General features: G+C 37.5%; 13 protein-coding genes. 3 read left to right on the top strand and 10 right to left on the bottom strand.

Features of this window, described 5'->3' with window-relative positions; translation table 11 throughout:
* Positions 1-74 precede the first annotated feature (74 nt).
* Together JFU50_RS16470 and JFU50_RS16465 are read right to left on the bottom strand one after the other, a co-directional pair.
* The gene (locus JFU50_RS16470) at positions 75-785 is read right to left on the bottom strand and encodes a DsbA family oxidoreductase (protein WP_056529537.1); all 711 of its coding nucleotides are present in this window, start codon (positions 783-785) and stop codon (positions 75-77) included.
* 73 nt (positions 786-858) lie between these two features.
* Positions 859-1,314, bottom strand: a complete 456-nt coding sequence (locus tag JFU50_RS16465) for an RrF2 family transcriptional regulator (protein WP_201186266.1) — start codon at positions 1,312-1,314, stop codon at positions 859-861.
* A gap of 170 nt (positions 1,315-1,484) precedes the next feature.
* On the opposite strand from JFU50_RS16465, the gene JFU50_RS16460 reads away from it, so the two are divergent.
* Positions 1,485-2,390 (top strand): EamA family transporter, encoded by a 906-nt coding sequence (locus JFU50_RS16460; RefSeq protein WP_201223352.1) that lies wholly within the window; start codon positions 1,485-1,487, stop codon positions 2,388-2,390.
* A 226-nt stretch (positions 2,391-2,616) separates the two neighbouring features.
* Here the strand turns inward: JFU50_RS16460 and JFU50_RS16455 are convergent, their stop codons facing one another.
* From JFU50_RS16455 to JFU50_RS16420, 8 genes are all read right to left on the bottom strand, one after another.
* A complete protein-coding gene (locus JFU50_RS16455; RefSeq protein WP_201223351.1) occupies positions 2,617-3,060 on the bottom strand; it encodes a ferritin-like domain-containing protein in 444 nt (147 codons plus the stop codon).
* A gap of 70 nt (positions 3,061-3,130) precedes the next feature.
* Entirely contained in the window at positions 3,131-4,408 is a 1,278-nt protein-coding gene (locus JFU50_RS16450) for a histidine--tRNA ligase (RefSeq protein ID WP_274608146.1), read from the bottom strand.
* A 1,351-nt stretch (positions 4,409-5,759) separates the two neighbouring features.
* The gene (locus JFU50_RS16445; RefSeq protein WP_201186272.1) at positions 5,760-6,143 is read right to left on the bottom strand and encodes a hypothetical protein; all 384 of its coding nucleotides are present in this window, start codon (positions 6,141-6,143) and stop codon (positions 5,760-5,762) included.
* A 277-nt stretch (positions 6,144-6,420) separates the two neighbouring features.
* On the bottom strand, positions 6,421-7,185 hold the full coding sequence (locus tag JFU50_RS16440; protein ID WP_201186273.1) for a TIGR03943 family putative permease subunit: 765 nt from the start codon (positions 7,183-7,185) through the stop codon (positions 6,421-6,423).
* Positions 7,185-8,198, bottom strand: coding sequence for a permease (locus JFU50_RS16435; protein ID WP_201223349.1), 1,014 nt, complete (start codon positions 8,196-8,198; stop codon positions 7,185-7,187). The genes JFU50_RS16440 and JFU50_RS16435 overlap by 1 nt, the downstream gene beginning before the upstream one ends.
* 220 nt (positions 8,199-8,418) lie before the next feature.
* Complete coding sequence (locus JFU50_RS16430; RefSeq protein ID WP_201223348.1) at positions 8,419-9,087, bottom strand: YdeI/OmpD-associated family protein; 669 nt, start codon at positions 9,085-9,087, stop codon at positions 8,419-8,421.
* Between the two features lie 223 nt (positions 9,088-9,310).
* Positions 9,311-10,573 carry an MFS transporter gene (locus JFU50_RS16425; RefSeq protein ID WP_201186275.1) on the bottom strand — a complete coding sequence of 421 codons (1,263 nt, stop codon included), beginning with the start codon at positions 10,571-10,573 and terminating at the stop codon, positions 9,311-9,313.
* Positions 10,574-10,719: 146 nt separating this feature from the next.
* Entirely contained in the window at positions 10,720-11,475 is a 756-nt protein-coding gene (locus tag JFU50_RS16420) for an SDR family NAD(P)-dependent oxidoreductase (protein ID WP_053347372.1), read from the bottom strand.
* Between the two features lie 571 nt (positions 11,476-12,046).
* Between JFU50_RS16420 and JFU50_RS16415 the strand changes: the two genes are divergently transcribed.
* Both JFU50_RS16415 and JFU50_RS16410 read left to right on the top strand, forming a co-directional pair.
* Complete coding sequence (locus JFU50_RS16415; protein WP_082527717.1) at positions 12,047-12,646, top strand: TetR/AcrR family transcriptional regulator; 600 nt, start codon at positions 12,047-12,049, stop codon at positions 12,644-12,646.
* A gap of 544 nt (positions 12,647-13,190) precedes the next feature.
* Complete coding sequence (locus JFU50_RS16410; protein WP_201223347.1) at positions 13,191-13,499, top strand: DinB family protein; 309 nt, start codon at positions 13,191-13,193, stop codon at positions 13,497-13,499.
* The last annotated feature ends 16 nt before the right edge of the window (positions 13,500-13,515 follow it).

Here is a 13,515-nt window from a genome sequence, read left to right as displayed (position 1 = left end):
CCAAGGTCTTAACATTCATTTTGAAAGAAGTAAAAAAGAGACCCTGATTTCGGGTCTCCGTTTTCATATCTGCTTTATTTTTCCGGTACGTTACAAGAACCGTCCGTACAAGCTTCACCTGTTGCTGGATCATTCACCATTTGAAGCGGATTTTCCTCAGCCCATACCTTTTTCAGCGTATCCAGGAACGCCTCTGTTGGCTGAGCTCCTGAGATGCCATACTTGCGATTAATGACGAAGAATGGGACACCTGTAATTCCAAGCAGGCTTCCTTCTTGCTCGTTCCCTCTAACCTCCGCCGTGAATGCAGTGCCTGCTAGCATGGTTTCTGCCTCAGACTTTTCAAGGCCGGCCTCTTCAGCCAAACTAGCCAATGTAGCATGATCACCAATATGTTTGCCTTCCGTAAAGTATGCTTTAAAAAGGCGTTCATTCATTTCATTATCTTTACCTTTTGATTCAGCAAAATGCATCAAGCGGTGAGCATCAAACGAATTCGTTAAGACCACCTTGTCAAAATGATAATCGAGTCCCAATTCTTTAGCCTGTTGGGTCAGATTTTGGCTGCTCGCTTCTACTTCCGCTTGCGACATGCCATATTTCTTCGCAAGCATTTCATTCGAGGTCATCTTAATATCACGTTCAGCCTCCGGGTTCAACTCAAAACTGCGAAACGAAACCTCTACCTGATCTTTATTTTCAAATTGGCTCAAGGCCTCCTCGAACCGACGCTTTCCTATATAACAAAACGGACATTGATAATCCGACCAAATTTCTACCTTCATGTAAAAACCCCCTTCATTTAATGCAATCACATTAAGCACATTATATAATCTTGGGTATCCTCTTGCAAGGATATTACCCTAGACACTCTTTTTCAAAATTGGCAAAGTCGACTTTTTTCATAAACTCTTCTAACGTATACCCCTTTAATAGGCGCAATGTTTCCTGTTCTGCTTCATTCATGATTTCTTCCAAAGCCGTATCCAACTGCTTCCCAACTTCGCCGCATTCACTCGTTTCCATACAAACAAGACATTCTGGGCGTACGGCTTGATACACATCCGCTAAAGTCAGCTGAGAGGCAGGCACTTTCAAACTATATCCACCATCGCGCCCTTCCTTTGTTTCGACAATCCCTGCAACAGCAAGCTGAGCCATCACTCGGCGTAAAAACGTCGCATGTGAATTCACCTTCGAAGCTATCGCTGAACTCGTCAAAAGCTTCCCGCTTTGAGCAAGCCAAACCAGTGAGTGAATGGCAATAGCAAATCGCGGCGGCCCAATTTGATTATTTCGATTACCTGAAGACATGCTTATCCCCCCTTACAAATCCTATCTCCACTTTTCACATGATATATGTAAGGCCATTATACTATGTTCCGTTCTTCCGAACAAATGACCCCAGCCTATTTGATAAAGAGAGCATTATTGATATACTTTTATAGTCTGAATTTTAAATCTTTAATGACAGGAGAACGTTCATGAATGGTAAATACCCATATTTACTCGTCATACTTGGCGCTATGCTTTGGGGAACAACCGGAACAGCTCAATCTTTCGCCCCTGATGGCGCCCACCCAATTGCGATTGGTTCCGTCCGCCTGGCTGTTGGTGGTACTGCCTTATTGGTCATTGCAATCTGGCAAAAAAAAATAACTCTACACAATTGGCCAATAAAAGAAACCATTTTGGCGACGCTAGGTATGGCCTGTTATCAACCACTATTTTTCACAGCTGTCAGCATGACCGGAATCGCCATCGGAACCATTATTACACTTAGCAGCGCCCCTATTATCGCCGGCTTCCTTGAATGGCTATTTGGTAAAAAACGTCCATCCCCGAGATGGTGGATGGCAACAGGTTTATCAATTGCCGGATGTTTGCTTCTTTTTTCCAATCAAGGTTCTGTTACCATTGATCCAGTAGGTGCCTTGCTTGCGCTTGGTGCTGGGGCTTCCTTTACAGTATACACACTGGTAAGTAAAAAGATTTTGGATAAACAGCCTCCAGAAGCAACCGCTGCGGTCATCTTTTGTTTCAGCGCCCTGCTTTTAGCACCTATGTTATTTATATTTGATATCAGCTGGATAGGAACCACAAACGGGTTGGCCGTCAGCCTCCATCTTGGTCTTCTCGCTACCGCAGTTGCCTACTTACTTTTTAATAAAGGGCTTTTATCTGTTCCATCATCAACAGCCGTTTCCCTGTCACTCGCTGAGCCTCTGACAGCCGCGCTTCTAGGCGTATTCCTCATCGGAGAGAGCTTGACTCTAATGTCTTGGTTTGGTGTTGGACTACTCTTATGCGGGATAATTTCACTGACGATTTCGCCAAAAGCGTCAAAGAGTCCTGCTATTATGAACCAGAAGTTGTCTGCGAAAAAGTGACGCTTTTACAGAGTTGGATTTTGCAGCATAATTAATAAATAAGCTAGGATTTTTCCTAGCTTATTTTTTTTGTATGATTGCAGCATAAGCTGTAAATGGATTAATTCGACCGTTGGGAAGGATAATTCGTCCTTCACGCAATTAATTCGACCTTCAAAAGGATAATTCGACCTTCAAAGGGATAATTCGTCCCTCACGCAATTAATTCGACCCTCATAAGAATTAATCATCCTTTTAAGCCGACTAAGTAATATAAAAACCACACGGCATGATTTTGCTCATCGGCGGCAGCACGATTGAATGCCTTGATTACGGATCGATCAGCCGCACCATCTGCCACTTCTCTATAAAAATCTACGGTTTCCTGCTCATCCTGGAACGCAAATTCCACCCCGTCTCTATAGGACTCAGGGCACGATTCCGTCACTTTAGGCTGTGGCTGCACCCCCGTCAAACTGGTATAAATCTGAGCAAATCTCTGAAAATGCTTGACCTCATCTTCCCTAATTTCCATAATCCGCTTCCGCTGCTTCTCATCCGGTGCTAATTCAGCTAATTTCTCGTAACACTGGATGGCGCTGTACTCGCCATTTATCGCCTTTTCAAGCTGACGGACTAATTTATTCTGCTGTCTACTCCAATCATCTTCATACGTTTCGTACCCATACATGTATAAAAACCTCCCTGTTCCTTTTCCCATTATGCTATGAAAAAACTGAGAAACATGTCATTGTAAGTTGTCAAAACATAAACGGAAGTGATGCCTCTTCCCCGGTTTTCAAATCCTTTAATTTAATGATATTCTCGTTCACCTCATTTTCCCCAATTATCATGACAGCCTGAATCCCTTCTTTGTTCGCCCTATCCAATGCCTTACTTATCTTTTTGCCAGTTAATTCGACTTCCACTTTGTATCCCTTTTGGCGGTATTCTTTGGCCACACCTAATGCTTCTTTCTCCATACCAATTGGAATAATATAGTAGTCAAGATTAGAAACATTTTTTGTTTGATTTGTACTTTTCAAAGCAGTTAAAATCACATCCAGACCAAAAGAAATACCTACAGTTGAGACTTTATCATTTGTACCTGCAAGCCCGCCGATTGCATTGTCATATCTTCCTCCACTTCCAATACTCGACTTTAATTCGCCGTCAGCAAGAAAAATTTCATATACCGTTCCAGTGTATATCTCAAGTCCTCTAGCTAAAAATGGATTAAAGATGCAGATATCCTCAAGTTGTAAGTATTTCAATAATCCTTTTAACTCCGATAATTCCTTTACTCCTTCTTGGAGTAGAATATTATCTGTCGCCAAGCCTTTGAAGAAATTCAAATCGATTGTTTTCCCTATTTTTAGCCAACTTCTAATTGCATTTATCGTTTCAACTGCCACTTGTTTTCTCTCTAACTCTTGTGAAACACCCTCTATCGATATTTTTTCAAGTTTATCCAAAGTTAGTGTCACATCAGCTATTTCAGACTTAGGGACACCCAGCACTTCAAGCATGCCCGCTAATAGCTTCCGGTTGTTATATTGAATACGCACATCTAAACCCAACTTCTGAAAGGCCTCAATCGCCATCATCATTAGCTCTGCCTCCGCCGCCTGTGATTCCACGCCAACTATATCAACATCGCATTGGGTGAACTCACGAAACCTCCCTGCCTTAATTGGTCCATCACGAAACACTTTTCCGATTTCATACCGCTTAAACGGCTTCCTTATTCCTGGGTTCATTGCGACGACCTTTGCAAAAGGAATGGTTAAGTCATAACGAAGGGCTAATTCCCGTTTGCCCTGATCAGTCAGTGTGTACATTTCTTTTAATATTTCCGCTCCTCCTCCATATTTCGAAGCAAGTAATTCTGTATAATTCAAAATTGGTGTTTCAATTGACTGACAGCCATAAAGAAGGAAAACATCCTCTAAAGTCCTTTTAACCTGATTACGAATTGCTTCATCTTGTGGTAAATAATCCTGTGTACCTTTTACATTTTGATAAGCCATCTTCTTCATTAAAACTCCTCCTTTTGTTAGAAAAAATAAAAAAACCGCATCTGATTAACTTACTAATCAAATACGGTTCATGATAAATAGCTTTCCTATTCACGATTTTTCAGCAATCGGATAGCAAAGCTACTGTGTATGATGATGAAGTTGTGAATTCATAAAGGTTTTTCCTTCTTCCATTTTCATCCACCCCTAATTACAAAGTATTTTAACACACTCCATAAAAAGGAACAATATCCCAAGTCTGCCCACTTGGTTAAAAGTTGAGTCCCATGTAAACCCAGTTGAATAAATAGTTTGTACCCATAAAATTACTAGGCTTTGCCTAGTACCACAACTATGTTGGGTCAGTTTTTCTTACTACAGCTCTTAGTTTTCGTTGATTCAGCTGATGACGAAAAGTGTAAATTACCGAGGGATTGGTCCGTTTTATTCCAACTTTGCTTTAGCAATCAACCAACTTTATTTGGTTCGAAAAACATAGATTTTAATCTATGTATAATTGCACCCTGTTTATTATCAGGGATGAGCTGTCGCTGTAAAAAAATTTATTGAATTGTGTTTTTCTTTAATTCAAATTCAGCGAAGATATACCGAAAGAAAAAATTGATTTTCTTGAAGTTAATAAACTATTAAATCGTGTTGAAAAACAGCATGAAGAGCTTCGTAAAGGAAGAAGGAGAATCTTATAAACACTTAGCAATACTAAAACATGTGACCATCTATACCTCTAATAAAAAAGCGATGAAGTTCTGGAAAGAATGAAAAAATAATGAAAAGAGCATTAGGGAAAACTGATATTACCTTTGATAATATACTAGGCAAACACTAGCATATTCACGATATCTTAAATTCTTAACAGATGGGCTGACAGGGGTCTTAATTTTGGAATATTATTGATCGGAATTTAATTCTAATACGCTGATAAATAAACAAAAAGAATGCTTTAGTAAAAAAGATTGATCATTTTGTAATGGGAACACCAAGATTTTTGATATCAAACTTACTTATTTTATCCTTTCAGTGATTTTTATTGTGAGTGCGTAATTAGTGTTTTTTGGACTGTTGATTTTCAACAGTCCAAAAATTGAGGATCCTATCTATGATCTTTTCAAGGGAATTTCACAAGCATGAATTGCGTTATCCTTCAACAGTCGGAATGGAGGATGTAGATCTGGGGTCAGTGAATGATCCAGATATTGTGTATCTAGGAAGATAACAACTTGAGATTGCATGTTCAATGCCGATAAAGAGGTTTATGTAAACAATAATGCTAGTTTCTACTAAGGTAAACAGCTTGATAATAGAAATTAAAAACACTGCCAACACTTCAATTTGAGTGTTGGCAGTGTTACGTTTAGTCTTCCTGATTCGGCCAAATTTGATATGAATCAGATTTATCTTGACCTTGTAAATAAACTTTCTCTACATTTTGTAAATTCTCATCTCTAATTTTGATTAAAAAATCACCGGATTCACCAATCAATAGACGGTTATTTATATATAAATACATGTTTTCACCATCTATTTTATACTTATAGCCACTATATTTCATGGCTCCTCCAGTGAAATTTCCATTAGTAGTGAAAGTGTTACCCTCTAATTTTGCAATGTCTAGATAGATCGCATCTGTTTCAGTAGTATTTTTTCTAAACAAGCTCCATGCTCCTATACAAATAATTATTAATACTATTATTCCTATAATAAGTGAATTTCGTTTCAATATTGTACCTTCTTTCAATAATTTTCATCACTAATTAATAACTACTTCTAGAACCTTTTAAAGAAGTAGAGTTAGGTTCAACAAACTGAATGTCAGCCGATTTATTCTAATCAAATACGGTTCATGATAAATAGCTTTCCTATTCACGATTTTTCAGCAATCGGATAGCAAAGCTACTATGTATGATGATGAAGTTGTGAATTCATAAAGGGTTTTCCTTTTTCTATTTTTATCCACCCCTAATTACAAAGCATTTTAACACACTCCATAAAAAGGAACAATATCCCATAGCAATCTATTGAATAATCTCCACATTTTCATACAAATAAGCTTCTTCCGGTGCCTTTATTTTCTTCGACTCTTTTAAATCAATAACCGGTACCGCTTCACCTTTATAACTCCCTTTTTTTAATGTACCTGTAATGGTGTACCAATCATTCGTCTTCATATTTTTCACATTTCCATTGACCATATAGCCGTATAACGTCGCGTCGACCACACAGCAGGACATGGAGAGACGGGCGATTGCCATTTGTTTTTCTTTAAATGAATCTTCACGATAAATAAACCCGGAAAGCTCTATTTCCTTCCCCTCGATTGTATCGAGGTTGTTCAGCAAATCATCCAAAACTTCAAAGTAATTGTCATCTGTGACAGAAATCTTTTCACTGTTCACGTGTTTCCCTGCATCGTATGAACTTACTAAGGGAGTCTGTTGCTGAACCATCCCTCTTTTTGCCAGCACTTCTCCGCTCAATGTAAAGTCCGTCAAAATGAAGCCAAGTATAATCGGAATGAAGAACAAACTATATTTCAGGACTTTCATGGCCGGTGAAGACTCGCTATGGGATTCACACTCACAATTATGCAGGCTCTGTTTTTGTTTTTTCATACGCAGAAGACTGATTCCTAAAAAAGCAAAAAGCGCAGCCAACGCATATGGAACCATTTTGGGTGCAATTAATTTCGTTAAATGACCAGAAACGTACAATTTAAAAATCATAAGACCCAATCCAAGTAGCAGCAGTCCCTCAAGTCTTTGGATAAAAAAACTTTTCATTAGAAGCCCCCCTTACTTATCATTATACCTGCGAGCAGACACAGACTGAAGACGACTGCGAAAACAAGCAGTACATATGTGACGACAAAGCTCCGTTTAAAACAGGACAGCATAATCAGAACATTTTTCAAATCCAGCATTGGACCAAATACAAGGAAACCAAGGATAGATCCCGGTAGAAAACTATGAGAAAAGGAAGCGGCAACGAATGCATCTGCTGATGAACAGAGCGAAAGTACAAACGCGATTCCCATCATCAGTGCTGTTCCTTGAATCGGTGTCTGACCGATATCGGCCAGAATAGTCCGATCCATTAAAACTTGAAATACACTGGCAAACAAGGCGCCTATGATAAAGTATCTGCCGACCATAAAAAATTCCTGTGAAGTGTGATCGATGAAGCTTGTCCATTTACTAGGCCCAGGAGTAACGTGATCATGCTTATGAACAAGTTCTATCCTATCTTCTTTTACCACGTCTTTACTGCAGAAGATATAAATAAATAAACCTACAATAACGGCCGTAATAACACAGAGAATGATTCTTCCGTATAGAATGGACGGGTTATTCTGAAAGGCATAATAAGTTGAGCCGAACACGATGACATTTAAGATTGGGGCGGTAACGAGTAAAACAACACCTGCATGAACCGGGACACCCTTCACAATTAACCTTCGCACGACCGGTATGATTGCACACTCGCAAACCGGGATAATCAGTGCCGCCGCAATCGCAGCAAAAATAGCCGTAAGAGGTCTTTTTGGAATCATCCGCTGAATGATTTCTTCACTAACAAACAACTGGATAAACGAAGATGCAATTGCACCCAAGAACAGAAAAGGAATCGATTCTAAAAACAACCCCAAAAAGATAACCAACACCGAATGAAGCATCGGGTAGGCTGAGAAATCAAGTGCTTTTGGAATAAACACATCGCCTAGAAAAAAGAATGCAAGTAGCAAAAACAGCAGAATCAATAACAGCAGATTGCCCGTGTATCGTTTCAAAAGCATTTTTCAACCACCTTTACAAATCATAATTATTACGATTTGAAATTTTAATTTGGTCTAGTATATGCCTTTGATAGAGTGAACATGACAAAAAACAGAGAGTGAACTAGTCTCTCTGTTTCAGGTTGGAGCTTTCTTTATTTATGGTAAGGTTTACAGATTCTAGCTAAGTTCATGCATGATGAACTACAGAAGAAGAAAAGTAGAAGGCATCGTAATACACTTATTTATCTCTTCTATATAAATCCCGACTCTTATAACCCTCTCCAAGAATCATTTTCATTTCTTCACGTCGTTTTACTTTTGTCGCCTCTTGTTTAGCACTATACACATAACGTGCCCAATCTTTACGGTACCCTGGAGTGAGTGATTGATAGAACGCAAGTAAATCCGGAGAATCCTGCAAATCTTTCTCTATATCCTGAATCATCGCGATATAATCATCTACACATTGACTTGCTTTGGAAGATGGTTGATTCTTGTTTCGGGAATCTTCTTTTAGACCGACAACCGTAAAGACATCATCTAATCCAACCATACGTGCAAACTTAATGTTACTCGAACCAATATAACCATTACCATCTGCACCTAGCCCAGCTAATAAATCATCACGATGAATAAACGTTGGATACACTTTATTCCCCTTCTTGGGATAAGCCAAAAAGATATAGCCGCTTTTATTCAGATAATTTTTTTCAATTACCTTGTTTACGATTCCTTTTAAAGACTCCATATCTAATACAAAAGCAAATATAAGATCATACGTACTTTTAGAAAGCTCTGTATCATATTCCGCTAACTCCGCTAAATAATCTGCACCATCTGGTAAATGCAAGACTGCCACCTTTTTATATTTTTGTAAATTCAATTTTTCAACTATTGTTTTAGCCATCAAGATCCACCCGTCAAATTTAATATTGTATATCTTTAGTGTAAAAGTTCCCCATTTCATTCACAACTTTTCCTGTTCAAATTATGAAAGTATACTTTTATTTTCAAATCTATCTAGTGAAAATATTTATTTAAGAGTCAAAAAAAGACGAGAGAATTAATCTCCCGCCTTTTCTATTATCATTGCTTTAAGGAATATTAACGGTGTTATAGTTTAGAGGTAATTAGTTCCAAAGCCCAGCTTCTTCGAGTTTCTTTTTACCTTTGAATGCTAGGATAATCAATACTAAATTGATAGTCAACATAAAAGCAATTGCAACCAGTACTGATGTATAGCTACCTGTAAATTCAAAGATATATCCGTATCCTGGTAAAGCGACAATCCCCGCTACTGCTAATCCAATCACAGCAGAAGCATAGATTTCACTGTATTCTTTATTACCAAACAAAGCTGTTGTTAGTAGCGGTCCTAATGTACCGATAGATGCAACTACAAACCCATAGATAGCAATTGCCAACGTAAACATCGCAGAGTTTTCTGGAATTGCTAAAAGTATTCCAATTGGAACTAAACCTAAAATCATCGCAAAGAGTGCTGTATTTTTCGCACCAATTTTATCAGATAATATTCCAAAGGATAAAGCTCCTAATAACACACCAATCGACCAGCCCCCCATTGCATTACCTGCGAATGTAACATCATAGCCCAATCCCATTGCGAATGGTGCAACATGTTGACCAAAGCTTCCTATAGCCGTGATAAAGAAGAAAAATAGAAGTAATGCATAAAATGCAGAGGATTTTCTTGCTACAACTGCAGTAACTCCTTTACTTGTTACTGCTTTAGGAATTGTTTTTTCATCACTTTTTACTTCGTCCACTCCAAGTGGTTGTAAGCCTTTTTGTTGTGGGGCCATTCTGATCGTTAAGAGTACGATTGGTATAACGATCGCCATTACTAATACTCCTAAAATAATATAAGTATTTCTCCAGCCTTGGCTATCAATTAAGTTACCTGCCATAGGTTGAAGAATTGCTCCGAATAAGCCACCTGAGGCTACCATAATTCCCATTGCCAAGCCATTATGCTTTTTAAACCAGTTATTAATTAATACTGGACCAGCCATTTGGCAAACAAAAATGGAACCAATTGACATAGGGATACAGAACAAGTACCAACCCCACACAGAATTCATTAATCCAAACATCGCAAATGATCCTGCTTGTAAAATAACTCCTATTACTAATATCATTCTAATATCATATTTCGCCATCATTTTACCTGCAATTGGAAGGAAAATCATGGTGACAATTGATGAAATACTAAAGTACAAGGATAAGCTTCCCATTCCAATGCTTAAATCCTCTGTAACAGGTGTTAAAAACAATCCACCTGCAGTCATAATACCGCCTTTTGCAATACCGACCATAATAGCTAAGCCTGCTAAAATCCACCAAGCATAGTGAATTTTTTTCTTCTGACTCATTGATGTGTGTCCCCCTACTTCTCGTTTTATGCCAAAATTTCCGCAATAAAAGCCAGTAGCGTTATCGATTATAAATAACACTACTGGTTATTAACTAGTCATTATCTTTATTGTGTAATATATTCACTTACCAAATCAACAATCCATTAACGTAATTTGATAGATCCACCATCAACCATGATTGTTTGACCAGTAATATAATCAGAATCATCGCTTGCTAAGAAAACAGCTGTACGTCCGATATCACTTTCAAGTTCGCCAAGTCTTCTTAAAGGAATTTTAGCAAGCATGTTTTGATAATATTCAGGTTGGTCTTCTGCCCATTGAAGCATTCCAGGTGATTTAGCAATTGGAGCAATGATGTTTACATTGATGCCAAATGGACCAAATTCATTAGCCGCTACACGGGTAATTCCACGAATTGCTTCTTTTGCAGCCGCATATGAACCTTGATTAGCATCTCCATTAATCCCAGCTCCAGATGCAAAGTTAATGATTTTCCCTTGTGTTTCTTTTAAGTAAGGCAATGCTGCTTGCATGAAGTAGAATGTTGGATAGAATCCTGTATTAAAAGATAAATCCAATTCTTTTTGTGTTGTATCAGCAATAGAAGCCATTCTTGATGCATGTGCATTATTCACCAAGATATCTATTTTCCCGAATTTATCAGCCACTTCTTTTACGATAGCACCCAATTTGTCATGCTCTGCAAGATTAGCTTGAATGAAAATGGATTCTGGTTGATATTCTTGTAATTCTTTTATAGTTTGGTTACCAAGCTCTTCGTTTAAATCAATGATTGCAACTTTTGCTCCTTCTTTAACAAAAGCCATCGCCATACCTTTACCAATGCCGCCAGCTGCCCCTGTAATGATAGCGGTTTTCCCTTGTAGTCTACCCATTTTTCTAACCCCTTTTTTTACATGTATTTTCTAACGAACTGATCTGCTTCTTTATGCATATATCTTTTATTCATACTTTTTTCATACGAATCGTGAATACGCACATTAGCATGAACCAATAATATATAACGTTGACTATCAAGTCAATCAAAAAGTTGACTTGATAGTCAACCAAAAAATGCAATCATGAGAATGCATGAATGACTATTCTTTTACTAGGGATGAAAGAATGAGAATAAAAAAAGACTCCTAATTAATTCTTCCAATTATGCCTAAATAACAAATGATAAGGCTTTCGAAAATACTATAAATAAGTAAAAAAAATATATATTCACTGAACTTATTACAATTTTCTACACCAATCATCATCATTGCATTTACGAATGAATTGACAGCAAAAAAAACTTCGATTTTTTTGTTATAAAAGCTAAACTTATATGATACGGTATTCATTAAGAAAAGAAAGTGAATCACGAGAAGTTATATTCATTTACCAATCTGCAGATTTTTCTTATAAACACATCTAAATATGCAACATTAATGAAATAATATACAGCAAGCGAGGAATGAAATGATGGCACCTAAGAGTGATGAACAATTTAAAATAATACGGGATCAACGCTATGAAGAAATCAGTAAAGCTGCCTTGAAGGTTTTCGCACGCAAGGGTTTTGCAGCAACTAAAATTAGTGATATTACTTCATCTGTAAAATTAAGTCATGGACTTTTCTACCATTACTTCCAGTCAAAAGAAAATATTTATTTGTCTCTTATTATGAACATACTAGACCAGTTTATTGAAACAGTGAAGGAAGCCGAAAATAGAAAGGGCACACCCTGGGATCAACTTGCATGGTTCACTGAGCTTACATTTTCCGGATCACCAGAACAAGCACAAGATCGTCGTATTCTTGTTATTGAGGCCCAACAATCTGATTCGCTCTCTGATGAAGTTAAACAAGAATTAAACCAAAAATATACCATAGCTATGAATGGGATAGCCCGTATTATCAGTAACGGGCAGCGTGATGGAATCTTTATAGATGGTGACCCGATGGAACTGGCCATTTACTATATATCCCTCAACCAAGGTCTATTATTATGGAATGCCAAAGGTTTCAATCCAGTTAAGATTTCAGTTGAAAAAGTAATGCGCCATTTGCAGGTATAACCCTAGCTTCCCCTTGTTATAAACTTATGGATAGTATATTTAAAGTAAAGTAAAAAGTCTGGAGGAACAGATCTAATACAGTTCTGATTTCCTCCCTCAAACCATAATTATAGAGACGATGCGCCACAAAAACATGGCCTATTCTAAAATCGCCCCCTTTCTTCGTCTCACCTCTAGAATCTTTCACACGCTCTTTCTCAGATCATCCTATCAAAACAATCGTTTTATGAATTTTTATACACCCATTATACATTAGATGTCCGTTTTCTCTATGTTCATTTTACGTTGGTTTATGTTTAATCACTCTTCTGTCCATCTATCCATTTTTTTCTAAAAATGCTTCAAATCTGTTAAGATTATTAATAGATAAAAAACACTTTTTTGAAATTTTGACTCCCTTAGAATAAATCAGGGAAACCACCTAATAGACGAACGATTTTTAATATAAAATGAGTATACCTTTCGGATTCAGTCGTACGTATCATGAAAAACGTGTTCGAGTGATACATTCAAAAACGAGGTGTCATATAAGGGGGAGGTTCGTATGAATTTTATAGAGTATGATTTATTATTCGAATCGAGAAACCAGCTAATAGAGGAAATTACAGAATTGGAGGACAAGACACTAAATCACAAACCTGTTCCTGATATATGGAGCATCGCCCAAATTTGCCATCACTTATATCTTTCTGAACAGGCAATTACTGAAGCTATAGCCAGAGGTATTCGGGATAAGGATTACAAAAATATCATTCAAAAAAATATTTACTTAATTTCTGATATGAAAAAAAATTCAAATCTCCTGACATCGTTTTACCATCACAAAAACCTTTTCAATTATCAAAAATTATAGATTTACTGGCTGAATC

It is taken from the genome of Peribacillus sp. TH14, from assembly GCF_016651145.1.
Classification (GTDB): Bacteria; Bacillota; Bacilli; order Bacillales; family DSM-1321; genus Peribacillus; species Peribacillus butanolivorans.
Note: the sequence above shows the minus strand (reverse complement) of the source record. Positions and strands in the feature narration are given on the sequence as shown.